The organism is Reyranella sp. GW821-FHT12G01, from assembly GCF_058806575.1.
Window position 1 is genome coordinate 4,007,468 of the sequence record NZ_JBXAPV010000001.1, and the last position, 25,765, is coordinate 4,033,232.

The following is a 25,765-nucleotide window of genomic DNA, read 5'->3' on the forward strand; positions in this document are numbered from 1 at the left end:
CGGCGTAGGCTCGTTGCATGCAACCCCTTCCCGCCTCCGTCCTCCCCGCTGGCGTCCGCGCCCGCATCCTTCCTGGCATCAACGGCCTCGACATCCATATCCTCGAAGCGGGCTTCGATAAAAAAGCACCCGCCGTGATGCTGTTCCATGGCTTTCCCGAGATCGCCTATAGCTGGCGGAAAGTGATGCCCGCGCTGGCCGACGCCGGCTATCACGTCATCGCGCCGGACCTGCGCGGATATGGCCGTACGACCGGCTGGAGCGCCGACTTCGACGCCGACCAGATCGGCTTCCGTTTCACCAATCTGCTGCGCGACGCGATCGGCGTGCTGTACGCGCTCGGCCATCGCACCGCCGAGGCGGCGGTCGGCCACGATTTCGGCTCCTCGGTCGCGTCCTACGCCTCGTTGGCGCGGCCCGACATCTTCAAGCGCATGGCGCTGATGAGCGCGCCGTTCGCAGGTCCGTCGGCCGTGCCGTTCGACACCGACGGCAAGCCGGCAGCGAAGCCGGCGCCCGACGTCCACGCCGCGATGGCCGCACTGCCGCGGCCGCGCAAGCATTACCAATGGTATCAGTCGACGCGCGAGGCCAACGAGGAGCAGTGGCACGCCAAGCAGGGCCTGCACAATTTCCTGCGGGCCTACTATCACTACAAGAGTGCCGACTGGAAGGAGAACAAGCCCTATGAGCTGAAGGGCTGGATCGCCGAGGAACTGGCGAAGATGCCGACCTACTACATCATGGACCTGGCCGAGGGCATGGCCGAGACGGTGGCCAAGCATATGCCGACGGCGGCCGAGATCGCCGCCGCCAAGTGGCTCACCGACGACGAACTCGCGGTCTATGTCGGCGAATACGAACGCAACGGCTTCCAGGGCGGTCTCAACTGGTATCGCGCGCGCACCAGCGGCCGCGTCACGCCGGAACTGGAAATCTTCACCGGCCGCACCATCGACCAGCCCTCGACCTTCATCTCGGGCAAGAGCGACTGGGGCAACTACCAGTCACCCGGCGCGCTGGAGAAGATGCAGAAGAGCGCCTGCACCAACATGAAGGAGATCCACATGGTCGAAGGCGCCGGCCACTGGGTGCAGCAGGAGCAGGCCGCCGAAGTGAGCCGCCTGCTGATCAGGTTCCTCAAGGAAACGCGCGCCTGACCGCGCCGCAACCCGTCTCGGCGGACGACGAAGCCGCCGTTCTCGCGCTCAACAATGCCCACGCCGTCGAGCTGTCCTGGCTCGACGCCGGGAAGCTGCGGCATCTCCTCAGCCAGGCCTTCTACGCCGGGCGCGTCGGCGATGGTGCGGCTTTCCTCATGGCCTTCGACCAGGACGCCGACTACGACAGCCCGAACTATCTGTGGTTCCGTGAGCGCTATCCGCGCTTCGTCTACATCGACCGCATCGTGGTCGATCCGGCGATGCGCAAGCGTGGCCTGGCCAACCTCCTCTACAAAGATCTCTTCCTCCGGGTCGTCGAAGCCGGCCATACTCTCGTCGTGTGCGAAGTGAATTCCGATCCGCCCAATCCGGCCTCGGACGCGTTTCACGAGGCACTCGGATTTGCCGAAGTCGGCCATGCCGCCATCCACGGTGGCGCCAAGACCGTTCGCTATCTCGCCCGATCCTTCACGCCAGTGACCTGACAGGAGAGACGATCGTCATGACCACTCTCGCCACCGTCGATTCACTCACCGTGGATGTCGTCACCGACAATATGAGCGACACCTATGCGAGCAAGCCCGCGTTCGCCGTGTCGGAGATGGCCAATATCCTGAAGGCGGGCGCCAAGGAGATCTCCGGCGAGACGCTGCTGGTCGCCAATCTCGGTTACGGGCTGCGCCTCAGGACGAAGATCGGAACCCGGCAGCACACCCTGCTGTTCGATACCGGCACCGAGGGCGCCGCTTTCATCCGCAATTGCCGCAACATGGCGATCGATCTCGGCGAGGTCGAGGAGATCGCCGTGACGCACGGCCATTGGGATCACATGGGCGCGCTTCCCGCAGCGCTCGACGCCATTGCCAAACGCCGCGGGCGGGACAGCGTGGCGGTCAACGTCAATCCCGGCATGTTCAACGAACGCGGCGTGCTGCTGAAGGACGGCACCATCTTCCCGGCCGCCCGCGTGCCCACGCCGGCGCAGATGGAGGCGCAGGGCGCCCGCGTCGTCAACGACGGCAACGCCCGCACGCTCCTCGACGATCATTTCTATTACAGCGGCGAGATTCCCCGGGTCAGCGCCTTCGAGAAGGGCCGCGAGGATCATCTCTGCCGCAAGGACAATTCGGAGGAGTGGCGGCCCGATCCGTTCCTGATGGACGAGCGCATGCTGATCGTGAACGTGCGCGATCTCGGCCTCGTCGTGTTCAGCGCCTGCTCGCATGCCGGCATCGTCAATGTCTGCACAGAGACGAAACGCCTGTTCCCCGAAGTGCCGATCCACGCGGTGATGGGCGGCCTGCATCTGGGCGGCGTCATGGAGCATCTCATTCCGCAGACGGTCGAGGCGCTAAAACCTTTCGACATCGGCTACATCATCACCGGCCACTGCACCGGCTGGCGCGCCCTGCATGCGCTGGCCAATGCTTACGGCGACAAGGTCAGCCAGTCAGCCGTCGGCACCACCTACACGTTCGACGCCAGCGTCCCCGCGCCGGAGCGCGAGACCAGGGCGCCGACGACATTTGAGACGAAGCCGACCTGGTGACTGACCTCACTCCCGGCCCTTTCTCCCTCGGCGCGCTGTACGCCGCCGCCTTCAAAGGGCGGGAGCCGCCGCCGCTCCAGGCGGTCGCGCGCCTGCGCTCGTACCGCTGGTTCGTCGTCGGCACGGTCTGCATTGGCGCCGTCATGGGCCAGGTCGATGCCAGCATGACCCAGGTGCTGCTGCCGCGCCTCGAAGTCGAGTTCGGCGCGCGTCTCAGCAGCGTGAGCTGGATCGCCGTCGCGTATCTGCTCGCGATGGCGTCGTTCATGCCGATCTTCGGACGGCTGGCCGACCTGTTCGGCCGCAAGCTCCTCTACATCACGGGCTTCCTGCTGTTCATCGCGGGCTCGGCGCTGTGCGGCTTCGCGACGACCCTGCCGTGGCTGATCTTCTTCCGCGTCCTGCAGGCGATCGGCGGCGCGCTGATCACCTCGAACAGCGTCGCCATCGTGGTCATGATCATGGGCCCCGAGGAACGCGGCCGCGGCCTCGGCGTGCAGTCGGCGGCACAGGCGATCGGCCTCGGCGCGGGCCCGGCGATCGGCGGCCTCGTCCTCGATACGCTGGGCTGGCACTGGGCCTTCTGGATCAACGTGCCGATCGGCATTGCCGGCGCGATCCTCGGCTGGTTCGTCCTTCCCAGCAGCGACAGGCTTCCCAAGGGCGAGCACTTCGATTGGCGCGGCGCTCTGCTGATCGCGCCGGCGCTTACCGGGTTCGTGGCGGTGCTGAACGAGCTGCATACGCTCGGACCGAGATCGCCGATCCTGATCGCCTGCCTCCTCGTCGGCATTGCGAGCGCGATCCTCTTCGTCTTTGCCGAGCGACGCTCGCCATCGCCGCTGCTCGACCTCCACCTGCTCACCAAGCCGGCCTTTCTGCTGGGCAACCTGGCGAACTTCGCGTCCTACGCCGCCCTATTCGGCGTGTTCTTCCTCGTCCCCTTCGCGCTGGTGCGTCTCTACGATGCCTCCGCGCTCGGTGCGGGCCTCCGGCTGTCGATCCTTCCGGCATTGCTAGGGCTGGTCGCACCCCTGGGCGGGATCCTCTACGACCGGCTGGGCCCGCGCGTGCCGACCTGCATCGGCATGCTGACCTGCATCGCGGGCCTCGTGCTCCTCTACGTCTTCCTCGACGGCAGCCCGGCCCATCTCTGGCTGGTCACCCTGTCGCTGGCCGTGATCGGCGTCGGACAGGGTCTGTTCATCTCGCCCAACAGCAGCGCCATCATGTCCGCCGCGCCGGACAACGAGACCGGTCAGGCCGGCAGCGTATTGAACGTTGTGCGCTTCCTCGGCATCAGCTCCGGCATCGCCGGCGCCTCGACCCTGCTCGCGCTTTCCGTGGGCGGCAGCAACGGCAGCACCTTGGGCCTGCCTGTGGCGACACTGGTCGCCGCAGGCCGCGACGTGATCGTCATGATCGTGTGCTTCGCCGCCGTGGCCGGCCTGATCTCGCTGATACGGCCACGCGGCGTCGCGGGACGCGACGCCGGTGCCGGTGTTCGAGGTCCGATCGTGGAATAATCAGGCGGCGAGCTTCTTTGCCGTCTCCGCGATCTTGCGGCCCTGGTAGCGGGCGCCCACCAGTTCGTTCTCCGAGGGCTGACGCTGGCCGGCGCCGCCGGCAATCGTCGTGGCGCCGTAGGGGCTGCCGCCGGTGATCTCGTCGATCGTCATCTGACCGGCGTGACCGTAATCGAGACCGACCACCACCATGCCGAAGTGCAGCAGGTTGGTGATGATGGAGAACAGCGTCGTCTCCTGGCCGCCATGCTGGGTCGCCGTCGAGGTGAAGGCGCCGCCGACCTTGCCGTTCAGCGCGCCCTTCGCCCAAAGGCCGCCGGCCTGGTCGAGGAAGCTCGCCATCTGCGAGGACATGCGGCCAAAGCGCGTGCCGGTACCGACGATCACCGCGTCGTAGTCGGCGAGGTCCTCGACCTTGGCGATCGGCGCCTTCTGGTCGAGTTTGAAGTGCGCAGCCTTAGCGGCCGCTTCCGGCACAGTCTCGGGGACGCGCTTGATGTCGACCTGTGCGCCGGCCTCGCGGGCACCAGCGGCAACGGCTTCCGCCATCGTCTCGATGTGGCCGTAAGCGGAATGATAAAGAACGAGAACCTTGGTCATTTCAGTCTCCAGTTGTCGATTGAGGTTGAGGGGTTGAGGAAAGAGAGATTTCAGGCGGCGACCTGGCCCATGCGGCCGGCGTGATAGTCGCGGACCGCCCGTTCCAGCTCGTCGATCGAATTCATCACGAAGGGACCGTGGCGCAGGATCGGCGCATCGAGCGGATCGCCGCCGACCAGCAGGATCTCGCTGTCCGCCGTCGCCTCGATCTCGAGCACGTCGCCCGCCGTCAGCCGCGCGAGCTGGCCTGCCTCGATCCGCCGCTCGTCACTGCCTACGCGTACCGCGCCGACCATGACGTAGACGCCGAGTTCGGCCGGGCTGGCCGCCGGAAGCTCGGCGCGCGCGCCGTCCTTCAGCGAGGCATGCACCACGAACGGCGCTCCCGACGTCGCGATCGGTCCCTTGAGATCGCCCAGGCTGCCGGCCACGAGCCGCGCCACGACGCGTCCCTCGTCCGCCGTGACGGTCGGGATCTCCGACGCCTTCACGTGGCGATAGGCCGGTGCCGCATGCTTCCCGCCCTTGGGCATGTTGATCCAGAGCTGGACGCCATGGACATGACCGCCCTCGCGGCGAAGCTGTTCGTCCGGGCTCTCGTCGTGGACCACGCCGCGACCGGCGCGCATCCACTGGACCTCGCCCGGCCGCATGCTGCTGACATTGCCGAGACTGTCCTTGTGGGTCTGGCTGCCTTCCAGCAGCAGGGTCAGGGTCTCGATACCCGCATGCGGATGCGCCGACGCGCCCTTGGCCTCGCCCGGCCGGACATCGATCGGACCGAACTGGTCGAGGAAGATGAACGGGCCGATCGCCTCATAGGCGTTGGACGGAATGGCCCGGCGGACTTCGAACCCGTCGCCTTCGAGGGTCCGGAACGCGTCATGGATGGAAATGAGCTGGCGCTTGTTGCTGTTCATGGCCGCCTCCTTGGCTGTGACGGCTATGTAAGCGCTGCCTCTTTTCCTGAAAATCCGTATAATACTGAACTATCTTTTCAGTATTTTAGAAATGACGACAACGCCCGGTACGCCCTCCTTCGCCCAGCTTCAGGTCCTCCTCGCCGTGGCCGAGGCCGGCAGCTTTGCCGCCGCCGCCCGCCGCCTGAACCGCGCCACCTCGGCGATCACCTACGCGATCGACAATCTGGAGGCCCAGCTCGGCCTGCCGCTGTTCGACCGGATCGCCACCCGCAAACCCGAGCTCACGCAGGCCGGCCGCGCGGTGCTGGCCGAGGCCCGCGCGGTGACGCACGGCGTCGACATGCTGCGCGCCAAGGTGAAGGGCCTGCTCGAAGGGCTTGAGGCCGAGGTCTCGCTCGCCGTCGACGTCATGCTGCCGACAGCGCGGCTCGTCGATGCGCTGCAGGCCTTCCAGACAACCTTCCCGACCGTGCAGCTCCGGCTCCATGTCGAAACGCTGGGCGCCGTCACGCAGCTCGTGCTCGACGGTACGGCAACCATCGGCGTCAGCGGCCCGCTGAACGTCGCGAGCGACGGCACCGAGAGCATCGCCATCGGCGGCGTCCAGCTCGTGCCGGTGGCCGCGCCCTTCCACCCGCTCGCCCGCCTTGGCGGTCAGGCGCGAGGTGCCGCGCGCGAGCACATCCAGCTCGTCCTTACCGATCGCTCGAAGCTGACCGAAGGCCAGGATTTCGGCGTGGTCGGCACCAAGACCTGGCGGCTCGCCGATCTCGGCGCCAAGCACGCGCTTCTGCTGGCCGGCGTCGGCTGGGGCAGCATGCCGGCGCCGATGGTGACGGGCGACATCGAGGCCGGCCGCCTCGTCGAACTCGCCCTCTCCGACTGGTGGGCCGCGACCTATCCTCTACGCGTCCTGCACCGCATCGACAGCCCGCCCGGCCCCGCGGCGCAGTGGCTGATCGAGCGGTTCAAGAGCCAAGTTTAGAAAACTCCGTCGTCTCGACCGAAGCGCCGAAGGCGCGAAGTGGAGAGACCTTCGCTCCACCAATAGCCGTCAAATCGCAGAGAGAAGATCTCTCCACTCCTCCGGTCGAGATGACGGGGTGTTGGTTACTAGCCCCGCCACTTCGTTGCTTCGGCCGGATCGGCATTGCACGCCGCGGCGACCAACGCGGCCGTCAGCAAGGTCGCCTGGCGCAGTTCGCTTTGCGCCACCTTGTCCCGCGTGTCGGCGGGCGTCAGCACGACGCGGAGGTGGGCGTTGGGATCGTCGAAGCCTGCCACGAGGCGGATCGCCGGAATGCCGCCGACCGCGAAGTTGGCGTGGTCGGAATTGGTCATCAGCGGGCGCACGGTGCGCAGGCTCTGGCCATTGGCTTCGGCTACCCCCAGCAGGAACGGTTCTACGCCGCCATAGCCGCTGCTGAGCGCGGCGAGGTTGGGGCTACCGGCCACCGAGTCGAGATTGACGTTGAGCGCGATCTTTGCGCGCTCGGAATCGCTCAGCGCCTTCACATACTGCGCCGAGCCGGTCAGCGCCCATTCCTCTACGCTGAAGAACATGACCCTGAGGCCGCGCCGCCACTTCGCGACCTCGGGCGACAGCGCCCGCGCCGCCGCCAGTACGGCGGCAAGGCCGGTGCCATTGTCCATCGCACTCTCGGCGAGGTCGTGGCCATCGACATGCGCCGACAGCACGACCCATTCATCGGTCTGGCCGGGATAGTCGTAGACCAGCGTTTCGGTCTCGGCCGGGCCTTCGGCGGTCTCGATGGCGATGGTCACGGTGGGATAGCCTGTCGAACGACGCGCCAACTTTGCAGCGGTCTCGGGAGAGATACCGAGTGCTGGAATGCCGTCACCCGTATCGCGGCCCGACGAGCCCGCCACCACATGGCCGGCCAGGGGGCCGCCGATCAGGAAGCCGACCGCGCCATTCGCGCGCGCCATGTCGTACTTGCGGCGGCGATGGATCGTGCCGGCCGCGAACATCAGCTCGTGCCGCACCAGCACGATGCGGCCGGCGATCTCCGCCTTATGCGCCTCGAACTCGTCGGGCGTACCGCGGCCGAGGTCGATCACCTCCGCCGTCAGGCCGGGCGTGGCGATGGTGCGCACCAGCGGATGGCAGGGTGCGAAGGTGCCGCCCGGCAGCTTGAGCGTCGCCGACTTCGCCTGCCAGCCATTGTAGGGCACCGGAATCGAGCGGCCCGAATTGGCCGGCGATGCCGCGCGCACCCGCTCGCGCAACAGGGCGAACGCCTTCTTTTCACTCTCCGTGCCCGACAGACGACCACCGCAATCGCAAATGTCGTTGAAGTCGCGCCACAGCGCCTCGTCGGCCGCGAGACGGCCCATCAGATCGGCGTCGAGACGCATGATTTACCCTTTCAACTTGTCGTCGAGCATGTCGAGGAAAGCGGTTGCGAGCACCGAGGGCTCGCGGTCGCGGCGATGGAAGGCGCCGATCTCGTAGGTGATCGCGGGCTCGAACGGCCGGGTCACGAAGCCGAGATGCTCGAAGCTGCGCGCCGACAGCGGATCGACGATCGACCAGCCCGTCCCGGCGGCCACGAGGCCGCAGAGGCTCGCGAAGAACTCGGCCTCGACCACCGCGTTGATCGGCACACCCGCCGACGAGAAGACGCTGCGGATGCGGTTGGGCACCTGGTGCGAGCGCGCCGGCATCACCATCGGAAAGGGACTGAGCAACTGCGGCGTCAGCAGCTTGCGCGACGCGAGCGCATGGCGCGGCGGCAGGATGGCGACACAGCGCATGCCGTAACGCCGGACCTCGACCTGGCTCTCGTCGATCGGCAGTTCGGCGATGCCGACATCGAAGCTCTCGCTGGGCAGGAGCTGGCTCACCACGTCGGAATGGCGCGAGATCAAACGGACGGAGACGCCGGGCCGCTCGCCCACGAACTGTGCCACGAGATTGGGCAGCAGCGAGATCGCCGCCGACGGATGGCTGGCGATCACCAGCCGCCCCGACTGGCCCTCGCGGATCTGCGCCGTCGCGGCTTGCAGCCGGTCGACCTCGCCCAGCACGCGGCTTGCTTCGGCATAGAACAGCACGCCCTCGGCCGTTGGCTTCAGGCGGCCGTTGGCCCGCTCGAACAGCGGGAACCCCACCGTCTCCTCGAGGCGGGCGATCTGGGTGCTGACCGCGGGCTGGGTCACGCCCATGGCGCCCGCGGCGGCGGTCATGGAGCGGTGATCGACCACCGCCCGGAAGGCTTCGAGGAGCTTGACGTCCATACCCTATAATCAATCGTTATTGGTTGGTTTGGCTATTTTCTCGACCTCTACTAGCAAAACCCCTGCCGTTCCGGCAGTCTCCATAAGAGCGGCATAGGAATTGCTTATGGAGTGACATGAGCATCACGAGCCCCCTCATCCTCGCGGACGGCATCACCAAGCGCTTTGGCGCCAACCAGGTGCTGACCCGCGTGTCGCTGGAAGTGCTGGAGCGTGACGTGGTCTGCGTCGTGGGGCCGTCCGGCTCGGGCAAGACCACCCTGCTGCGCTGCCTCGCCCTGCTGGAAGAGCCCAGCGAAGGCCAGGTCGTGATGGAAGGCGTGCCCATTTCGACGCCGTCGCCGAACAAGCAGGTCAAGGCCGCGGCGCGCGAAGTGCGCTCCGAGATCGGCATGGTGTTCCAGCACTTCAATCTCTGGCCGCACATGTCGGTGCTGCAAAACCTGATCGAAGCGCCGGTACGCGTGAAGAAGATGCCCAGGGACAAGGCAGTCGCCATCGCCGAGTCGCTTCTGAAGAAGGTCGACCTGTTCGAGAAGCGCGACGCCTATCCGACGCGGCTGTCCGGCGGCCAGCAGCAGCGCGTGGCGATTGCCCGCGCGCTCGCCATGTCGCCCAAGGTTCTGCTGTTCGACGAGGCAACCAGTGCGCTCGATCCCGAACTGCGTCGCGAGGTGCTGGCCGTCATGCGCCAGCTCGCGCGCGAGGGCATGACCATGCTGGTCGTCACGCACGAGATGGGCTTCGCACGCCATGTCGGCACGCGCACCGTGTTCATGGATCGCGGCGAGATCGTCGAAGCGGCGCCGGGATCGGCGTTCTTCGACGCGCCGCAGACGGAGCGCGCGCAGCGCTTCCTGCAGCAATTCGCGGATGAGTAACGGGGAAGGTCAAACAAGGAGACCGGTTATGGGTGTAGCAAGGATTTTGGGAGCGCTCGCGCTGGCGGGCACGGTTGGCGCCTTTTCGATCACGGGCGCGGAAGCGCAGCAGACGCAATCGCGTCTCTTCGAGATCACCAAGAGCAAGAAGCTGCGGGTCTGCCAGTTCCCGCTCTACTATTCGATCTCGTTCCGCAATTCCAAGACGGGCGAGATCGAGGGCATCGACGCCGATCTCGCCAAGGAATTGGCCAAGGAACTCGATGCCAAACTCGAGATCGTCGAATCGAGCTTCGGTTCGTTCATCGCCGACCTGCAGGCCGGCAAGTGCGAGATCGGCATGTTCGGCGTCGGCGCCACGATGAAGCGCGGCCAGGCCGTCGAATTCTCCAAGCCCTACCTGCTGACCAACCTCTACGCGGTCACGCGCAAGGACAGCAAGATCAAGGAGTGGAAGGATATCGACCAGAAGGGCGTGAAGGCTGCCGTCTCGCTGGGCAGCTACATGGAGCCCTTCATGAAGGGCTACGTGAAGAACGCCGAGGTCGTCTCGGTGGCGCCGCCCAACACGCGCGAGGCCGAGCTGGTCGCGCAGAGGGTCGACGTCATCATCACCGACTTCCCGACCGCCATCAAAGTGACCGACGAGTTCGACTGGGCAACCTACATCCTGCCCAACGAGAAGCTCGCCATCACGCCCTATGCCTATGTGGTGCCGCAGGGCGACCAGATCTGGCTCAACTACGTCAACCTGTTCGTCGACACGATCAAGCTCGACGGGCGTCTCCTGAAGTACGCCAAGAAGCACAAGCTCGACCCGATCGTCGCGCCGTAACGACTCAACGCTTGGGGACGCGCCACTCCAATGGCGCATCCCCGGCAAGAGGTGAGCATGTTCAAATACCAATTCCGCTGGGACACGGTCTGGGGAAGCTTCGACTTCCTGATGGGCGGCCTGCAGATGACGCTGATCATCTCGGCCATCACCCTTGTCCTGGCGATGCTGGGCGGGCTGATCATCGCGCTGCTCGACATGTCGCGGTTCAGGGCCTTGCGCTGGATCGGCATCTCGATCGGCGAGGTAGTGCGCAACACACCAATTCTGGTCCAGCTCCTCTGGGTCTACTACGTGCTGCCAATCGTGTTCGGCGTGCGCATCGAGGCGCTGGTCGCGCTGATCATCGGCCTCGCCCTCTACCAGGCCTCCTTCATCTCCGAAGTCTATCGCTCGGGCATCCAGAGCGTGCCCAAGGGCCATCGTGAGGCGGCACAGGTGCTGGGCCTGACGCCCTTCCAGTCGTTCAATCGCATCGTGCTGCCGCAGGCGATCCGCATGACCCTGCCGCCGCTCGCCTCGAACTTCGTGCAGCTCATCAAGTTCTCGTCGCTGGGCGCCGTCATCTCGGTGAGCGAGATCACGCGGCGCGGCATGGAGCTCTCGGCGACCAACTTCCGGCCACTCGAAACCTTCACCTTCATCGCCGTCGTCTACTTCTTCATCTGCTGGCCGCTCGCCATGGCCATCCGTTTCTGGGAACGCAGGTTGCAGGCTCGCTGATGTCGTCGAAAATCCGTACCGAACTGGCGCGCAAGGTCGAGGGCTCGCTCGACCGTCTCATCGAAGTCACGCAGCGGCTGGTGGCCATTGCCTCGCCCAACCCGCCAAGCGACACGTTCGACGTGGCGCTGGCAGCCGAGGCGCTGCTGCGCGAGATCCCCGGCATCGAGATCGAGCGGGTCGAGCCCGAGCCGCGCATCGTCTCACTGATCGGCCGAATTCGCGGCCGCGCGCCGGGACGCCGCCTGATCTTCAACGGCCATCTCGACACCTTCCCGCTGCTCGAGAACCTGCCCTGGACCGTGCCGCCGCTGGGCGGCGTGCTGAAGGACGGCAAGCTCTACGGCCGTGGCGTCTGCGACATGAAGGGCGGCATCGCCTGCTCGCTGCTGGCGGCGCTGCTGCTGGCCGAGAACCGCGACGCCTGGACGGGCGAGGTCGTACTGACCCTGGCGGGCGACGAGGAGAACATGGGCTCGCTGGGCACCGGCCATCTCCTCAAGAACTTCCCGCATGCCGCCGGCGACGCGAACATTTGCGGCGATGTCGGCTCGCCCAAGGTCGTGCGCTTCGGCGAGAAGGGCTTGATGTGGGTCGAGGTCGAGGCGACCGGTTCGCCCGCGCATGGCGCCCACGTCCACAAGGGCACCAACGCCATCGACCGGCTGCGCACCGCGCTCGACTATCTGAAGCAGCTCGAGGACGTGCCCTTCCAGTCACCGCCTGTCGTGACAAACGCGATCGGCAAGGCCAAGCCGATCTCCGAGCCGCTGTCAGGCGACGGCGAGGCCGACACGCTCTCCCGCGTCACGGTGAACATCGGCACCATCGAGGGCGGCACCTCGCCCAACCTGGTCCCGACCCACTGCATCGCCCGCGCCGACATCCGTTTACCCGTGGGCATCACGACCGATGTCCTCACGGCCAAGCTCGACGAATGGCTGGGACCGCTCGAAGGCGTGAGCTGGAAGGCAATTCGCCGCTTCGAGCCTTCTTTCACCGATCCCGGCCACGAGATTGTGACGCGCACGGCGTCCGTCGCCGCCGAGGTGCTGGGCGAGACGCCCGCCGTGAACATGCGCGTGGGCGGCTCGGACTCGCGCTGGTATCGCATGTTCGACGTGCCGACGGTCGTACTGGGCCTCACCCCCTTTAACATGGGCGGTGCCGATGAATATGTGCTGGTCGACGAGCTTCTGGCCGTTGCCAAAATCCATACGCTGGTAGCGTACGACTTCCTCTCCGCGGAGACCTGATATGGACCGCCTTTCAGACGACGAACTGTTCACCCTGCCGATGACCTTCATGGGCGTGCCCTACGGCCGCCCGGGCCCCGCGAACAAGGCTGCGATTCTCGGCATCCCGTTCGACTGCGGCACCAACATGCGCATCGGCTCGCGCGGCGGCCCGGATTCGGTGCGCCAGCAGTCGCAGCTGATGCGCCGCTTCAATCCCACCAATGCCGACTTCGATCCCGCGACGGCGCTGGGCCTGGTCGATTGCGGCAACGTGAAGCTCACGCCCTCGAAGATCGTCGATGCCTTCGAGCGGATCGAGCAGGCGGCCGACCGCATCGTCGAGGCGGGCGCCGTCCCGATCACCATCGGCGGCGACGGTTCGGTCACCGTCCCGGTCGCGCGCGCCGTCGGCAAGAAGTATCCGAAGATGGCGGCGCTGCACATCGATTCGCACACCGATTCGTATCCCTACGGCTCGGAGGAAAAGTACAACTCCGCCACCCAGTTCACCCATGTCGCCGAAGAAGGCCTCGTCGATCCGGAATTCTCCTGGCATGTCGGCATCCGCAGCACGACCTACGCGCAGGGCGTCGTGCCGCGCGCCATGAGCCTCGGCTACAAGGTCGTGTCGATCGACGAGCTGATCCGTGGCGGCTTCGCCCAGCGCATGGCCGAGTTCCGCGACAAGGTCGGCAAGCGGCCGGTCTATCTCTGCTTCGACATGGACGTGTTCGACCCCTCCTGCGCACCGGGCGTCTGCACGCCCTCGTGGGGCGGCCTCAGCGCCCGTGAAGGCATCGACCTGCTGCGCTGCCTCACCGACCTCAACATCGTGGCCGTCGACGTGAACACGGTGAGCCCGCCGCAGGACGTGAACGGCATGGCCGCACACCTCTGCTCGCACGTGATCTACGAGACGCTGGTGCTGCTCTGCCGGCAGATGGGGCTGGACACTTAGTCTTCCGGACCGCGGGCCTCCGGGCCCGCTCATGAATGCGGGCCTGGAGGCCCGCGGTCCCATGAGTCAGCGCAGGTACTTCGCGAAGAAGGCTTTCGTGCGTGCTTCGGCGTCGGGTGCCGCCACCGTGTCGTACGCCAGGTGATGCTGCTTGCCGGCCGCACCGGGCACCGTTCGGTCGGCGACCTTCGAATCGAAGCTGTGATAGGCGTTGGGATAGTAGACCGCGTCGACGATGCCGCCGCGCTGCAGGCTGGAGACCAGAGTCCGGCAGCGATCGGACGGCGTCCAATCGTCCTTGTCGCCGGCCAGCAGCAGCACCGGGATATCGATGCCGCCGTCGAACTGCGGGCTGCAGCCGGGATAGTAGGCGACGCCTGCCGCCAAGCCTCGCTTCGCAAGATCGAAGTTCTTCTGGGCCGAGCGGATCACCGTCGAGCCGCCATGGCTGTGGCCGATGATACCGATCTTGCCCTTCACCACGTCAGGCCGCGTCGCGAGATAATCCAGGGCGCCGGCAATATCGGCCACGCGCATGTTGGGCGTCACCACGCCGGGGCTCGTGCACACCGCCTTGGTGCCGCGTGGGCCGAACGAGTCCGGCGCCAGCACGAGATAGCCCCAGCTCACCAGCAGCTTGCCCCAGCCATCGGTGTGCGGGTTCGTGCCCGCACAGCTATGCGCCAGGATGATCGCGGGGAACGGTCCGTTGCCCGAAGGCTTGTAGACCCAGCCCTTCACTTCCGGTCCCGCCTGGCTGTTGCCGACGGTGACGCTGGGAAAGCTCACCGATTGGGCCCAGGCAGGCGCGCCCAACAGTACGAGAAGGACAATCGCGAACGCTCGAATCATGTCGCACCTCGTTGGTTGGAATCCCGCAATCACTCCGGCTCGATGCCCGCCAGCTTGGCGACTTCGCCCCAGGTCACCAGTTCCTTCTTGATGCGCTGGGCGAAGGCATCCGGCGACTCACCGCCGGGCAGGCTCGACAGATCGCGGATCTTGGCTTGCATCTCGGGCTCAGCCAGCACCGCCACCACGTCGTCGCGCATGCGGTTGGCGAGTGCGGGTGACATCTTGCCCGGCCCGAACAGCGAGAACCAGGCGAGCGTGTCCACGCCCGGGACGCCGGCTTCGGTGATGGTCGGAATGTCCTCCAGCCCCGGCAGCCGCTTCTCGCCGCTCACCGCCAGCATGCGCAGGGTGCCGGCGCGATGGTGCGACATGACCGTGAGCGGGCTGGTGAGGCCGATCGGGATATGGCCGCCGGCCAGCTCCTGCATCATCGGCGCCGCGCCCTTGTAAGCCACGTTCTCGATCTTCAGGCCGCTCTTCACCCGGAACAGCTCGCCCACCATACGGGTCGTGTTCTCGGTGCTGCCGAATTGGTACTTGCCGGGATTGGCCTTCGCCGCGGTCATGAACTTTTCCATCGTGTCCATGCCCGCCTTGGGCGAGCCGACGATCGCGATGGCGCCCTGGATCAGGGTTGTGACCGGCGTGAAATCGCGTTCGGTGTCGTACGGCAGCGTCTTCGTGGTGAAGGGGTTGATCGTGTGCGCGCTGGTCGTGACCAGCAGCGTGTAGCCGTCGGGCGGAGCCTTGGCGACGATCTCGCTGCCCAGGATGCCGCTCGCACCGCCCTTGTTGTCGATGATGACGGTCTGCTTCCAGCGTTCCGCAAGGCGCGGGATGACCAGGCGTGCCACGAGATCGGTGCCGCCGCCCGCCGGGTAAGGAACCACCACGCGAACCTGCTTGGTGGGAAAATCCTGGGCGCGGACGATGGCCGGCGCCATTCCGAAAGCCGTGCCCATCGTTCCAGCCGCGACAAATCCGCGGCGCGTCATGCCTGACATGCAATCCTCCCGTTCCATTTCCTTGGCGACAGACTAGGGTTCTTTTGGGAGGAAAAAAACATGTTCGACCTGGTCATCAAGGACGCGGAAATCCACGACGGTTCGGGCGCCAAGGCAGTGCACGGCGACCTCGGCGTGAAGGACGGCAAGATCGCCGCGATCGGCCCCAAGCTCGGCGCCGCCAAGGAGACGGTGAAGGCAGACGGCCTCGCGCTGGCGCCCGGCATCATCGACGGCCACACCCACTACGACGCGCAGATCACCTGGGATCCCTTCGTCGATCCCTCGCCGGCGCTGGGTGTCACCACGGCCATCCTGGGCAATTGCGGCTTCACCATCGCACCCTGCAAACCGGCCGATCGTGACCTCACCATGCGGCACCTGACGCACGTCGAGGGCATGTCGCTCGACGCGCTGCGCGCCGGCATCAACTGGGGCTTCGAGAGCTTCCCGCAATATCTCGACATGCTGGAGAAGAACGGCGTCGGCCCCAACGTCGCCTGCTTCGCGGGCCACTCCGCCATCCGCACCTTCGTGATGGGCACCGACGCCACCGAGCGCGTCGCCACCGAGGCCGAGGTATCGAAGATGGCCGACCTGGTGCGCGAGGCGATGAAGGCCGGCGCCATCGGTTTCGCCTCCTCGACCTCGGAAGCGCACAATGGCGAAGGCGGCACACCGATGCCGTCGCGTCTCGCCGACGACCATGAGCTGCGCACGCTCGTGAAGGCGATGGGCCAGGGCGGCACCGGCGTCTACATGCTGACCAAGGGCCGCACGACCACGATCCCCTATCTCGAGGAGATCGCCGCCGAATCGAACCGCCCGGTGGTGATCGCCGCCCTCTTCCATTCGAATACGAATCCCGAAGCCGCGTTCACCACGCTCAACCAGGTGAACGAGGCCCGCGCCCGTGGCCGGGAGCTGGTCGCGCAGACGTCGTGCTGCCCGCTCAGCATGGATTTCACCTTCCACAGCCCCTACCTGTTCGAGAGCATGCAGGCGTGGAAGCCCGCGATGGCGGCGCACGATCCCGTTGAGCTCAAGAAGATCTATCGCGACCCGGCGTGGCGCGCCTCGGTCCGCGAGGAGCTGTCGGCCAAGCGCGGCCGCCTGCTGTTCAACGGCGAATGGGACAAGCTGTTCGTCGTCGAGACGGCGAAGGACGAGAACCGCAAGATGGAGGGCGCCACCCTCGCCGAGCTCGCCAAGCAGGCGGGCAAGGAACCGCTCGATTTCATCCTCGACTTCGCGCTGTCGGAAAACCTCGACACGATGTTCGTGGCGCAGCTCCTGCACAATGACGACAAGCAGGTCGGCCGCATCCTGGCCGATCCCAACACCCACATCTCGCTGAGCGACGCCGGCGCGCATCTCACCTTCTTCTGCGACGCAGGTTTCGGCTTGCACCTGATGGGCCATTGGAGCCGCGATCTCGGCGTGCTCGACCTGCCAAACGCGGTGCATCGCCTGACCGGCCAGCCGGCCAAGCTGTTCGGCATCCAGGATCGCGGCTTTCTTCGCGAAGGCCTGGCCGCCGACCTAATGCTGTTCGATCCCAAGACGGTGGCGCGCGGCCCGAAGCGCCGGGCGCACGACCTGCCGGCGGGCGCGGCGCGCCTTACGGCCGGCGCGATCGGCCTGCACGGAGTCTGGATCAACGGCGCCAAGGCCGCCGACGAGAACGGCTTCTGTGCCGACCCGGCCTCGCGGCCGGGCAAGGTGCTGCGCTCGTTTGCGTCCTAACTAGGAACGCGTGCGCAAATAGGCGACGACGGCGCGACCCGACAGGTAGGTCGCGCCAAGGCCGGCAAGGCTCGTGGCGTAAGGCACCCAGGTCGTCGCCTGCTCGATGGCCAGCGGTGCCAGGGTGGCGGCGACCATGGCCACCGTGATCGCGAGCGTGACGATCAAGCCGTCACGCGCACCGGGCAGCCGCACCAGGCCGAAACTGTCGATATCGGTCTTGATGAAGAAGCCGCGGACGATGCCCAGTACGAGACCCGCGGCGAGCGCGCCCCGTAATAGCCAGGGCTCGCGATTCTCGGCCGCCACGAAGCCCATCATGATGTAGGCGCAGACGAGGGCCAGTACCGGCGGGACCAGCAGCAGGCTGCGCGTGCGCGACCGGCCCTGCCATTCCGGCAGGGACACGTAAAGGCAGGCCGCGATCGCGGCGACTGCCAGAAAATGCAAGAGATTCAGAGCTCACTCCCCCAAGACGTCCAGGACTCCCCCAAGCCCACGGCCCTAGGTAACTCAGCCCGCGGAGCGTGTCACGGCCACCGCTTTACACCCCGGGCGGCCTTGCCCAGGGCGCCGTCGAGGTTGCCGTCGCCGCCCTCCCGCCGCGGCTCGGCGAAGCTCACCATGTTGACGTCGAGCGGCCCGAGCCGAACCGCGAAGGTCGAATAGGCGGTGTGGATCGGTCCGTCATGGGCATTGGCGAGATCGTAGGTCCAACCGCCGGCATGCCAGAAATTGCCACCGCCGCGCGGCGTAGGCCGCACGAACGTGCCCAGCCCGTAATGCGCGCCGCCGCCGATCTGCTTGCCCTCCGGCGACATCATCCACTGCCGCGCCCGCGGCCCGATCGCCGGATTGCCCAGGGCGAAGGCCTGATAGAAGCGGCCGTACTCCACCAGAGGCATACGCCAGCCGCCGTAGCTCGACAGGATGCGCCACGCCGGATCGAGCATGGCATTGGGCGCGCCGAGCGGCGTCAGCACCGCCTCCTTGCAATAGCGCTCATAGGGTTGGCCGGTCGCCTCCTCGATGATGGCGCCCAGCATCAGGTAGTTCGCATTCGAATATTCGAAGCGCTCTCCCGGCGTGAACTGCAGGCGCCTGGCGAACAGCCAGCGGAGTTGCTCCTCGAAGGCCGTGTGTCCGCCCGAGTTGCGACGCAGCCAGTTCGCCATGTCACCGTCGCTGCCGATCGACGGACCGAAGCCGGCGCGATGAACCAGGAGTTCGGAAATGGTCACCTGCAGCAGACGTTGATCGACCGGCCTGCCAGTCCGCATCATCGTCCGGGCCAACGCCTGCGACACCGGCGTTTCGAAGGCGAGCGTCCCCCGCTCGATCAACGTGGCGATGCCGACGCCGGTCACCGCCTTCGACAGGCTGGCATAGGGCACCGACGCGCCCGGCGAGAGACGGCCCATCGTCGCCTCGTGCACGGGGATACCGCCGCGCATCACGACGAGGCCACCGCGCGTGCGCCGGGTCTCGGTCATCCAGCCGCGCCAGGCCTGTTCGATATCCTCCACGCCCTGCGCGGAGGCCGGTGCGGCCGCCGAACCGGCGATCGCGAAGGCTGGCAAAGCCGAAAGAAAATGGCGGCGCTTCACGGCATCGCCCGGCGGCGCGCCACCTCGACCAGCGCGCGCGAACTATCGTCGGGCGCGGACTTGTTGCGTTTCACCTGGCCGCACTTCAGGCACCTGTGAACGACGATGTAGCGACCGCGCGCCTGCTCGACGGCGATCGGCTCCATCAGCCCGCCGCACTCCGCCGCTCGGTCGCCGGGATTCTCGTCGACATGCTTGCTGCAGAGACAGGCCGGACAATGGTTGGTGAAGCCATTGCCCTCGACCTCGGTGCCGCAGCGTTCGCAGGTGAAGTTCTCGATGTTGCGGGTGAACAGGCGCGCCATGCACCCATTTTCGCATCGGCTCCGACCTTGCGCACACGAAAAAGGGCGGGCGCTTCCTCAGCGCCCGCCCGTTTCCGTCGAAAGAAGTCGTTAGCGGTAGTAGCCGTAATCGTTACGCGGCGTGGTCGCCGCACCGATCGCCGCACCACCCAGGCCGCCAACCACGGCGCCGGCAACCGGGTTGCCCATCGTCGAGCCGACCACGGCGCCGGTACCGGCACCGATGGCGCCGCCGGTCAGGGCGCGGTCCGTCGGGTTGTTGCCGCAAGCGGCAACGCCCAGACCGAGAGCCGCAACGAGAGCGATATTCGTGAACTTGAGCATGTGAGCCTCCTGCAGATGAACCGTTGGCGAGAGAACGGTGGAAGGAGCCGCCCGGTTGCGTTCACGGGATCGCGCGTTTGCATGTGATCACAACCCGGACACAGTCGGCCGACGACTGTTGCCGTCCTGCCACTACCGGCGTTCACCGACCGAACCGGTCGAATCGACTTCGACCTTGGTTTCGCCGTTATTGCCGACGGCGGTACCGCTGATCTTTCCGTCGGGGTCGACGCCGAGGCCGCGCACATCCCTGTAGCCGGCCTCCTCGAGCTTGCGGCGGGCCATGACCTCGTCGGTCGCCGGGTTCGGCGTCGTCGGGCTCACAGTAGGGGACGGCGTGGTCTGGGGCGCGATCATGGCCGATGGCGCGGGCTTCGAGGTCTGCGCCATCGCGTACGACCATGCGGATGAGCTGGCGATCGTTGCCAATGCCAGCATCAGAGACTGAATTTTCACGGTGGGGATCCTCGCGATAGAGGGTCTCCGGTCGCAGCCGCCGCCACTCGGGGAGAGGGTTAGGAAGCCGCAACCGGAGGGCCAGACCTTGCGGTCCGGCGTCCATCTAACGCGCACCGCCCCCGGGCTGTTGCCGGGAGCGGCGAAGTAAAATCGACTTACTGGATGACGATCTCGACGCGGCGGTTCTGCGGCTCGCGGACGTTCGGGCCGGTCTGAACCAGCAGGCCCTGCTCGCCACGGCCAACCACCGCGATCGCGGTCGCCGGCACGCCTTCACGAACCAGGGCGTCCTTGACGGCGTTCGCACGACGCAGCGACAGCGCCATGTTGTAGGCCTCGGTTCCCGACGTATCGGTGTGACCGGTCGCCGTGATGCGGGCGTTACCCTTCGCCTTGTAGGCGCCGGCAGCCTGCTTGATCGTGGTCAGCGCCTGGGCCGACAGGTTCGAGCGATCCCAGTCGAAGAACACCATGAACGACGGCGGAGCGACCATCGGGGCCTGCGGCGGCGGCGGAGGCGGCGGCGAGACGAACTTATAGGTGACGCCGGCCAGGGCCAGGATGTTCTGGTTCTGGAAGCTCACATTGCCGAACGGCGTATTCACACTGGGATTGGTCGTGCCGATATAGCGACCTTCGACCATGAAGCGGAGCTGTTCGCTGACGTTGTAGGCGACGCCGATCATGCCCTGGTAGGCGAACTGCGTGCTGCCGAGCGAAGAGTTGCTGTCGACGAAGGCGATACCGGCACCGGCACCGACGTAGGGCGTGATGACCGAAGTCGGCATGAAGTCGTACAGGATGTTCGCCATCACCGTGAGCTGGCCGACCTTGCCGTTGATCGCCGAGCCCGGGATGTTCACCGAGGTCGGGATCTGGCCGTAGCCGGCTTCCAGCTCGAGGCGGGGACCGACGAAGTCGTAGCCGGCCTTACCGCCCGCGGACCAACCGGTCCAGGTCTGGGCGTTCGGATTCGAACCGATGAACCAGGCGGCACCGCCACCGGCACCGATGTAGAAGCCTTCCTGCGCGTTGATCGCCTGTGCGTGGAGAGTGGCAGGCGCCATGAGGACCAGCGCCGCAGCAAACAACTTCTTCATCTAAAAATATCCCCGCTCGTGAATGACGCACGATCAACGCGGGTGCCTTGATTTGGTTGCAATGCGGCCGCACGGGAAACACGCGGCGTTGGCGAGCTCATCCCCTCGCGTCAGAGAGTGCGCTCAAGCTCCTCCAGGTGGACCAGCGCATCGTCCATGACGTCCTCGTCACCGGAGCCGATGGCGATGAAGGCCGCTTCCATGGCCTTTCGCCAAGTCGGATCCCACGTCGGATGGTTCTCCGAGCGCATCGGCACGGTCGTGAGCTGATAAATTCGTCGGGCGAGAAGCTCGGCCTTGGTCCAGGCGCCCGGGTCGCCGGTGGCGATCACCATTCCCTGCCCTCTTGCGTCGCCATCTTGCGCCTCCAGCCAAAGGTTCGGCGGCTAACGCGCCGCTCGGCGAAAAGTTCAGTCCGCGCCGCCTTGCCCGGTCGGACGGCCGCCCGCATCATCAGGGGCATGGCTGACTACCGACATATCACCGTCTCTCCTATCGCCGGCGCCCTGGGCGCGGAGATCGGCGGCGTCGACATTGCCGCTGGCCTCAACGACGCGACGATCGCCGAGATCCGTCGCGCGCTGCTCGAACACCTGGTGATCTTCTTCCGCGACCAGAAGCTCGACGACGTTAGCCACAAGGCCTTCACCCGCCGTTTCGGCGACATCTTCATCCATCCGAACTTCAATACCGGTGTCGGCGATCCCGAGATCGTGCGCGTCGTGCGCGCGCCGGGCGACGAGCGCATCGTCGGCGAGGAATGGCATTCCGACACCACGATGATGCCGGAGCCGCCGATGGGCGCGATCCTCTACGCCATCGACGTCCCGCCCTATGGCGGCGACACGCTGTTCGCCAACCAGTACCTGGCCTACGACAGCCTCTCCGACGGCATGAAGTCGATGCTGGAAGGACGGCGTGTCGTTCACAGCGACATCAGGGTCGCAGGCCCGCAGGTCGGCTTCAACGCTCGCCGCTCGATAAAGGTGCGCGAGGATTCGAACTGGCGGCCGACCGAGAACCTGCATCCGGTGGTGCGGACCCATCCCGAGACCGGCCGTAAGTGCCTGTTCGTGAACCACTCCTATTCATGCCGGTTCGAGAACATGACGGACCGCGAGAGCAAGCCCCTGCTCGACTTCCTGATGGATCACGGCCACCGGCCGGAATTCACCTGCCGCTTCCGCTGGGAAGCCGGCTCGATCGCCTTCTGGGACAATCGCTGCACCAAGCACCTGGCGATCCACGATGCCGGCCCGTTTCATCGCCGCATGCAGCGCACCCAGATCGTGGGCGACGCCGTCGTTTGATCCAACTCAAATTGCCGTCGTCTCGACCGAAGCGCCGAAGGCGCGAAGTGGAGAGACCTTCCCTCCACCAATAGCCGGCAAATCGTAGAGAGAAGGTCTCTCCACTACGCCTCGCTGCGCGAGGCTCCGGTCGAGACGACGGAACTTTCTCCGTACGCCCGCTACTTCTTCTCGATGTTCCAGAAGACCGGTACCGGCGAGACGACGCTGCCGGTGATGTTCTTCCGAACCGCCATGGCGTTGTTGTACTGGCCGAGGAAGGCGTGCGTCGGTACCTCGGCGGCGCGGAGCTGGAGCTTCTCGACGATCTGCTTGCGCTTGGCCTCGTCGGTCTCGTCGGCGAATTCGTCGCGCAGGCGGGTGATCTCGGCGTCGCACGGCCAGCCGAACCAGGCCTTGTCACAGGCCGCGCTGATGAAGCTGTAGGTCAGCGGATCGAGCGAATCGACACCCGACGTGGAGGTGATCAGCACGTTCCAGCCACCCTTGTCCGGTGTCTCCTTCTTGGCGCGGCGCGCAACCAGCGTCTGCCAGTCCATCGACTGCATGTCGACCTTCATGCCCGCCTTCTCCATCAGCGACTTGGCAATGGGGGCCATGTTGGTCAGCACGTAGAGATCGGTCGAATGCAGCAGCACGACCGGCGTGTTGTCGTAACCGCCCTCGGCCAGCAGCTGCTTGGCCTTGGCGAAGTCGCTCTCGTACTTGTCGGCGAAGCCCGCGGTCGTCTCATAGGGGCCGCCACACATGAACATAGCCTTGCAGACCATGTAGAACTCGGGGTCGCCGATGACGCCGTTCAGGAAGTCCTTCTGGTTCAGCGCATAGAGCATCGCCTGCCGGTTCTTGGCATTGTCGAACGGCTTGAAGAGCTGGTTGAAGCGATAGATGTACTGGTTGCCCCACTTGTTGGTGGTGATCAGTGAGACGTTGCGGTCCTTCTTCAGCAGCGGATAGAGGTCGTGCTGCGGCGCCTCGATGATGTCGATCTCGCCGGCCTGCAGTGCATTCACTGCGGTCTGCTGGTCGGGAATGGCGACCCATTCCACCCTATCGACCTTGGGGATCTTGCCGCCGGCGAGACCCGACGCCGGCTCAGGCCGCGGCTTGTACTTCGGGTTCTTGACGTAGACGGTCTTGTCGCCGGGCTTCCACTCGTCGGCCTTGAAGATGAAGGGCCCGGAGCCCACGAACTCCTTGATCTGGTCGGTGCCCGGCGTCTCGGCGACGCGCTTCGGCATGATGAAGGGATTGCCCGAGGGCTTGCTGAGGGCCTGCAGCACGATGCCGGTCGGCGCCTTCAGCACGATCTGGAAGGTCTTGGCGTCGACCGCCTTCAACTCGGCGATCTTGCCCCACAGGATGTTGCCCAGGCTGTCGCGCGAGGCCCAGCGCTTCAGCGAGGCGATGACGTCCTCGGTGGTGACGGGTTGGCCGTCATGGAATTCGAGTCCGTCGCGCAGGGTGAAGGTCCAGGTGAGCTTGTCGTCGCTCATCTTCCACGTATCGACCATCTGCGGCTTGATCTTGAGCTCGCCGTCCAGCGCGAACAGCGTGTCGTAGATCATGTAGCCGTGATTGCGGACGATGAACGCCGTCGTCCAGATCGGGTCGAGGATCTTGAGATCCGAATGCGCCACGATCTTCAATGTCGTCGGCTGCTGCGCCACTGCGACGACCGGGCTTGAGAGGCCCAGCGCCGCAATGATTCCCAGAATTTTCTTGTGCATGTGCCTTCCTTACCTGTTGTCCGCGAGGACCATTCTTGCCGCCTTGTCGGCGATCATGATTGTCGGCGTGTTGGTATTGCCCGACGTGATGGTCGGCATGACCGACGCGTCGATGACGCGCAGGCCCTGGAGCCCGATGACCCGCAGCCGTTCGTCGACGACCGCATGAGGATCGGACGGCAGGCCCATCTTGGCCGTACCGACGGGATGGAAGATCGTGGTGCCGATGTCGCCCGCGGCCTTCGCAAGCGAGGCATCGTCGTCGCCGACGCTCGGCCCCGGCAGATACTCCTCGGGATGATAGGGCTGCATCGCGGGCTGGCGCATCAGGCGCCGCGTCACGCGGATCGCGTCGGCCGCGACGGTCTTGTCCTCGTAGGTCGCGAGATAGTTGGGCGCGATGACCGGCTTGGCCGCCGGATCGGACGAGCGCAGCCGAATCGTGCCGCGCGAGGTCGGACGCAGGTTGCAGGCGCTCACCGTGATCGCCGGGAAGCGATGCAGGGGCTCGCCGAACTTGTCGAGCGACAGAGGCTGCACATGGAACTCGATGTTTGACCGTTCCTGATCCGACGAAGAGCGCGTGAAGATGCCGAGCTGCGAGGGCGACATGGTGAGCGGCCCCTTCTGCAGCAATGCATATTGCATGCCCATCAAGGCGCGGCCGACCAGCGAGTGATAGGCCGTGTTCAGGGTCTTCACGCCATCGACCTTGAAGATCGCGCGCTGCTGCAGATGGTCCTGCAGGTTGCGACCGACACCCTGCAGATCGTGCAGCACGGGAACACCGGTCTCACCGAGCCAATCCGCCGGGCCGATGCCGGAGAGCTGCAGGATCTGCGGCGAACCGACCGCGCCCGCCGCCAGGATGATCTCACCCTTGGCCCGCGCCTCGACGAGGCGGCCGTTCTGGCGATACAGCACGCCCGTGCAGCGCTTGCCCTCGAAGGCCAGCTTCTCGACCAGCACGCCGGTTTCCAGTTTCAAGTTCGGGCGATTGAGTACCGGCTTCAGGAAGGCGCGCGCCGCCGACATGCGGATGCCGCGCTTCTGGTTCACGTGGAAATAACCCACGCCGGTATTGTCGCCGGTGTTGAAGTCCGCGGTTTGCGGGATACCCATCTCGTTGGCGGCCTTGATCACCGCGTCGAGCACGTCCCAGCGCACGCGCGATTCCTCGACCCGCCATTCGCCGCCGGCGCCATGATGCTCGGTGTCGCCCATGAAATGGTGGTCGAGCTTGCGGAACACCGGCGCGACATCGTCCCAGCCCCAGCCGGTGAGGCCGAGCTGCCGCCAATGGTCGTAATCCTGCGACTGGCCGCGCATCGAGATCATGCCGTTGATGGCCGAGCAGCCGCCGACCACCTTGCCGCGCGGATAGTTCAGCGCACGGCCGTTGAGTCCTGGTTCCTTCTCGGTCTGGAACATCCAGTCGGCGCGCGGGTTGCCGATCGCGAAGAGATAGCCGGCCGGAATGTGGAACCAGATCCAGTTGTCGCGACCGCCCGCTTCGAGCACCAGCACGCGGTTCTTCGGGTCCGCCGAAAGCCGGTTCGCGAGCACGCACCCGGCCGAGCCGGCGCCCACGACGATGTAGTCGAAATCGCCTTCGAGGCGGGATGCGGCGCTGTCTGTCATGCTTCGATGCCTAGCACACAAGCCGAC

General features: G+C 66.0%; 27 protein-coding genes. 12 read left to right on the top strand and 15 right to left on the bottom strand.

The genetic code is table 11. The annotated features are described in order from the left end of the window. Positions 1–17: 17 nt before the first annotated feature. The 4 genes from AC1RP5_RS19295 to AC1RP5_RS19310 are packed head-to-tail and all read left to right on the top strand — an operon-like array spanning position 18 to position 4,238. Positions 18–1,160 carry an alpha/beta fold hydrolase gene (locus AC1RP5_RS19295; RefSeq protein WP_493113194.1) on the top strand — a complete coding sequence of 381 codons (1,143 nt, stop codon included), beginning with the start codon at positions 18–20 and terminating at the stop codon, positions 1,158–1,160. Then, positions 1,157–1,648, top strand: a complete 492-nt coding sequence (locus AC1RP5_RS19300; protein ID WP_493113402.1) for a GNAT family N-acetyltransferase — start codon at positions 1,157–1,159, stop codon at positions 1,646–1,648. Before AC1RP5_RS19295 ends, AC1RP5_RS19300 begins: the two co-directional genes overlap by 4 nt. Before the next feature lie 17 nt (positions 1,649–1,665). Further along, positions 1,666–2,712 (top strand): MBL fold metallo-hydrolase, encoded by a 1,047-nt coding sequence (locus tag AC1RP5_RS19305; protein WP_493113196.1) that lies wholly within the window; start codon positions 1,666–1,668, stop codon positions 2,710–2,712. After that, complete coding sequence (locus AC1RP5_RS19310; protein ID WP_493113198.1) at positions 2,709–4,238, top strand: MFS transporter; 1,530 nt, start codon at positions 2,709–2,711, stop codon at positions 4,236–4,238. Before AC1RP5_RS19305 ends, AC1RP5_RS19310 begins: the two co-directional genes overlap by 4 nt. Here AC1RP5_RS19310 and wrbA read toward each other — a convergent pair whose 3' ends face one another. Together wrbA and AC1RP5_RS19320 are read right to left on the bottom strand one after the other, a co-directional pair. Then, positions 4,239–4,838, bottom strand: coding sequence for an NAD(P)H:quinone oxidoreductase (gene wrbA, locus AC1RP5_RS19315; protein WP_493113200.1), 600 nt, complete (start codon positions 4,836–4,838; stop codon positions 4,239–4,241). It lies immediately after the preceding gene. 50 nt (positions 4,839–4,888) lie between these two features. After that, positions 4,889–5,758, bottom strand: a complete 870-nt coding sequence (locus AC1RP5_RS19320; protein WP_493113202.1) for a pirin family protein — start codon at positions 5,756–5,758, stop codon at positions 4,889–4,891. Positions 5,759–5,849: 91 nt separating this feature from the next. On the opposite strand from AC1RP5_RS19320, the gene AC1RP5_RS19325 reads away from it, so the two are divergent. Next, positions 5,850–6,746, top strand: a complete 897-nt coding sequence (locus tag AC1RP5_RS19325) for a LysR family transcriptional regulator (RefSeq protein WP_493113203.1) — start codon at positions 5,850–5,852, stop codon at positions 6,744–6,746. Positions 6,747–6,874: 128 nt separating this feature from the next. On the opposite strand, the gene AC1RP5_RS19330 is transcribed toward AC1RP5_RS19325, so the two are convergent. Continuing rightward, the gene (locus tag AC1RP5_RS19330; protein WP_493113205.1) at positions 6,875–8,140 is read right to left on the bottom strand and encodes a M28 family peptidase; all 1,266 of its coding nucleotides are present in this window, start codon (positions 8,138–8,140) and stop codon (positions 6,875–6,877) included. Between the two features lie 3 nt (positions 8,141–8,143). After that, complete coding sequence (locus AC1RP5_RS19335) at positions 8,144–9,022, bottom strand: LysR family transcriptional regulator (protein ID WP_493113207.1); 879 nt, start codon at positions 9,020–9,022, stop codon at positions 8,144–8,146. A 116-nt stretch (positions 9,023–9,138) separates the two neighbouring features. On the opposite strand from AC1RP5_RS19335, the gene AC1RP5_RS19340 reads away from it, so the two are divergent. The 5 genes from AC1RP5_RS19340 to AC1RP5_RS19360 are packed head-to-tail and all read left to right on the top strand — an operon-like array spanning position 9,139 to position 13,657. Next, on the top strand, positions 9,139–9,903 hold the full coding sequence (locus AC1RP5_RS19340; protein ID WP_493113208.1) for an amino acid ABC transporter ATP-binding protein: 765 nt from the start codon (positions 9,139–9,141) through the stop codon (positions 9,901–9,903). 28 nt (positions 9,904–9,931) lie between these two features. Then, positions 9,932–10,738, top strand: coding sequence for an ABC transporter substrate-binding protein (locus AC1RP5_RS19345; protein WP_425067390.1), 807 nt, complete (start codon positions 9,932–9,934; stop codon positions 10,736–10,738). A 57-nt stretch (positions 10,739–10,795) separates the two neighbouring features. Then, positions 10,796–11,461: an amino acid ABC transporter permease gene (locus tag AC1RP5_RS19350; RefSeq protein ID WP_493113210.1), complete on the top strand. Its 666-nt coding sequence runs from the start codon at positions 10,796–10,798 to the stop codon at positions 11,459–11,461. Continuing rightward, a complete protein-coding gene (locus AC1RP5_RS19355) occupies positions 11,461–12,717 on the top strand; it encodes a M20/M25/M40 family metallo-hydrolase (protein WP_493113212.1) in 1,257 nt (418 codons plus the stop codon). The genes AC1RP5_RS19350 and AC1RP5_RS19355 overlap by 1 nt, the downstream gene beginning before the upstream one ends. 1 nt (position 12,718) lies before the next feature. After that, positions 12,719–13,657 carry an arginase family protein gene (locus tag AC1RP5_RS19360; protein WP_493113214.1) on the top strand — a complete coding sequence of 313 codons (939 nt, stop codon included), beginning with the start codon at positions 12,719–12,721 and terminating at the stop codon, positions 13,655–13,657. Between the two features lie 66 nt (positions 13,658–13,723). Here the strand turns inward: AC1RP5_RS19360 and AC1RP5_RS19365 are convergent, their stop codons facing one another. Then, the gene (locus AC1RP5_RS19365) at positions 13,724–14,509 is read right to left on the bottom strand and encodes a dienelactone hydrolase family protein (protein WP_493113215.1); all 786 of its coding nucleotides are present in this window, start codon (positions 14,507–14,509) and stop codon (positions 13,724–13,726) included. Positions 14,510–14,538: 29 nt separating this feature from the next. Beyond that, a complete protein-coding gene (locus AC1RP5_RS19370) occupies positions 14,539–15,516 on the bottom strand; it encodes a Bug family tripartite tricarboxylate transporter substrate binding protein (protein WP_493113216.1) in 978 nt (325 codons plus the stop codon). Between the two features lie 60 nt (positions 15,517–15,576). Between AC1RP5_RS19370 and AC1RP5_RS19375 the strand changes: the two genes are divergently transcribed. Beyond that, entirely contained in the window at positions 15,577–17,262 is a 1,686-nt protein-coding gene (locus tag AC1RP5_RS19375; protein ID WP_493113218.1) for an N-acyl-D-amino-acid deacylase family protein, read from the top strand. Here the strand turns inward: AC1RP5_RS19375 and AC1RP5_RS19380 are convergent, their stop codons facing one another. From AC1RP5_RS19380 to AC1RP5_RS19410, 7 genes are all read right to left on the bottom strand, one after another. After that, positions 17,263–17,712 (bottom strand): hypothetical protein, encoded by a 450-nt coding sequence (locus AC1RP5_RS19380; RefSeq protein WP_493113220.1) that lies wholly within the window; start codon positions 17,710–17,712, stop codon positions 17,263–17,265. Positions 17,713–17,792: 80 nt separating this feature from the next. Beyond that, positions 17,793–18,869: a serine hydrolase domain-containing protein gene (locus AC1RP5_RS19385; protein WP_493113221.1), complete on the bottom strand. Its 1,077-nt coding sequence runs from the start codon at positions 18,867–18,869 to the stop codon at positions 17,793–17,795. Next, the gene (locus tag AC1RP5_RS19390; RefSeq protein WP_493113223.1) at positions 18,866–19,174 is read right to left on the bottom strand and encodes an RNHCP domain-containing protein; all 309 of its coding nucleotides are present in this window, start codon (positions 19,172–19,174) and stop codon (positions 18,866–18,868) included. Before AC1RP5_RS19390 ends, AC1RP5_RS19385 begins: the two co-directional genes overlap by 4 nt. A 90-nt stretch (positions 19,175–19,264) precedes the next feature. Beyond that, positions 19,265–19,498, bottom strand: coding sequence for a YMGG-like glycine zipper-containing protein (locus AC1RP5_RS19395; RefSeq protein WP_493113224.1), 234 nt, complete (start codon positions 19,496–19,498; stop codon positions 19,265–19,267). A gap of 132 nt (positions 19,499–19,630) precedes the next feature. Further along, entirely contained in the window at positions 19,631–19,954 is a 324-nt protein-coding gene (locus AC1RP5_RS19400; protein WP_493113226.1) for a hypothetical protein, read from the bottom strand. 158 nt (positions 19,955–20,112) lie between these two features. Continuing rightward, complete coding sequence (locus AC1RP5_RS19405; protein ID WP_493113228.1) at positions 20,113–21,057, bottom strand: OmpA family protein; 945 nt, start codon at positions 21,055–21,057, stop codon at positions 20,113–20,115. 110 nt (positions 21,058–21,167) lie between these two features. Beyond that, a complete protein-coding gene (locus AC1RP5_RS19410) occupies positions 21,168–21,392 on the bottom strand; it encodes a hypothetical protein (protein WP_493113230.1) in 225 nt (74 codons plus the stop codon). 126 nt (positions 21,393–21,518) lie between these two features. Between AC1RP5_RS19410 and AC1RP5_RS19415 the strand changes: the two genes are divergently transcribed. Beyond that, entirely contained in the window at positions 21,519–22,367 is an 849-nt protein-coding gene (locus AC1RP5_RS19415) for a TauD/TfdA dioxygenase family protein (RefSeq protein ID WP_493113231.1), read from the top strand. Positions 22,368–22,528: 161 nt separating this feature from the next. Here AC1RP5_RS19415 and AC1RP5_RS19420 read toward each other — a convergent pair whose 3' ends face one another. After that, a complete protein-coding gene (locus AC1RP5_RS19420) occupies positions 22,529–24,097 on the bottom strand; it encodes an ABC transporter substrate-binding protein (RefSeq protein WP_493113232.1) in 1,569 nt (522 codons plus the stop codon). 9 nt (positions 24,098–24,106) lie between these two features. Beyond that, complete coding sequence (locus AC1RP5_RS19425) at positions 24,107–25,738, bottom strand: GMC family oxidoreductase (RefSeq protein ID WP_493113234.1); 1,632 nt, start codon at positions 25,736–25,738, stop codon at positions 24,107–24,109. Between the last annotated feature and the right edge of the window lie 27 nt (positions 25,739–25,765).

Coding starts and splice junctions, on each gene's coding strand:
- AC1RP5_RS19330 (WP_493113205.1), bottom strand. CDS start 8,140: ATGCGTCTCGACGCCGATCTGATGGGCCGTCTCGCGGCCGACGAGGCG.
- AC1RP5_RS19295 (WP_493113194.1), top strand. CDS start 18: ATGCAACCCCTTCCCGCCTCCGTCCTCCCCGCTGGCGTCCGCGCCCGC.
- AC1RP5_RS19365 (WP_493113215.1), bottom strand. CDS start 14,509: ATGATTCGAGCGTTCGCGATTGTCCTTCTCGTACTGTTGGGCGCGCCT.
- AC1RP5_RS19390 (WP_493113223.1), bottom strand. CDS start 19,174: ATGGCGCGCCTGTTCACCCGCAACATCGAGAACTTCACCTGCGAACGC.
- AC1RP5_RS19355 (WP_493113212.1), top strand. CDS start 11,461: ATGTCGTCGAAAATCCGTACCGAACTGGCGCGCAAGGTCGAGGGCTCG.
- wrbA (WP_493113200.1), bottom strand. CDS start 4,838: ATGACCAAGGTTCTCGTTCTTTATCATTCCGCTTACGGCCACATCGAG.
- AC1RP5_RS19420 (WP_493113232.1), bottom strand. CDS start 24,097: ATGCACAAGAAAATTCTGGGAATCATTGCGGCGCTGGGCCTCTCAAGC.
- AC1RP5_RS19325 (WP_493113203.1), top strand. CDS start 5,850: ATGACGACAACGCCCGGTACGCCCTCCTTCGCCCAGCTTCAGGTCCTC.
- AC1RP5_RS19340 (WP_493113208.1), top strand. CDS start 9,139: ATGAGCATCACGAGCCCCCTCATCCTCGCGGACGGCATCACCAAGCGC.
- AC1RP5_RS19370 (WP_493113216.1), bottom strand. CDS start 15,516: ATGTCAGGCATGACGCGCCGCGGATTTGTCGCGGCTGGAACGATGGGC.
- AC1RP5_RS19350 (WP_493113210.1), top strand. CDS start 10,796: ATGTTCAAATACCAATTCCGCTGGGACACGGTCTGGGGAAGCTTCGAC.
- AC1RP5_RS19415 (WP_493113231.1), top strand. CDS start 21,519: ATGGCTGACTACCGACATATCACCGTCTCTCCTATCGCCGGCGCCCTG.
- AC1RP5_RS19395 (WP_493113224.1), bottom strand. CDS start 19,498: ATGCTCAAGTTCACGAATATCGCTCTCGTTGCGGCTCTCGGTCTGGGC.
- AC1RP5_RS19410 (WP_493113230.1), bottom strand. CDS start 21,392: ATGGTGATCGCCACCGGCGACCCGGGCGCCTGGACCAAGGCCGAGCTT.
- AC1RP5_RS19425 (WP_493113234.1), bottom strand. CDS start 25,738: ATGACAGACAGCGCCGCATCCCGCCTCGAAGGCGATTTCGACTACATC.
- AC1RP5_RS19320 (WP_493113202.1), bottom strand. CDS start 5,758: ATGAACAGCAACAAGCGCCAGCTCATTTCCATCCATGACGCGTTCCGG.
- AC1RP5_RS19375 (WP_493113218.1), top strand. CDS start 15,577: ATGTTCGACCTGGTCATCAAGGACGCGGAAATCCACGACGGTTCGGGC.
- AC1RP5_RS19405 (WP_493113228.1), bottom strand. CDS start 21,057: ATGAAGAAGTTGTTTGCTGCGGCGCTGGTCCTCATGGCGCCTGCCACT.
- AC1RP5_RS19305 (WP_493113196.1), top strand. CDS start 1,666: ATGACCACTCTCGCCACCGTCGATTCACTCACCGTGGATGTCGTCACC.
- AC1RP5_RS19335 (WP_493113207.1), bottom strand. CDS start 9,022: ATGGACGTCAAGCTCCTCGAAGCCTTCCGGGCGGTGGTCGATCACCGC.
- AC1RP5_RS19345 (WP_425067390.1), top strand. CDS start 9,932: ATGGGTGTAGCAAGGATTTTGGGAGCGCTCGCGCTGGCGGGCACGGTT.
- AC1RP5_RS19360 (WP_493113214.1), top strand. CDS start 12,719: ATGGACCGCCTTTCAGACGACGAACTGTTCACCCTGCCGATGACCTTC.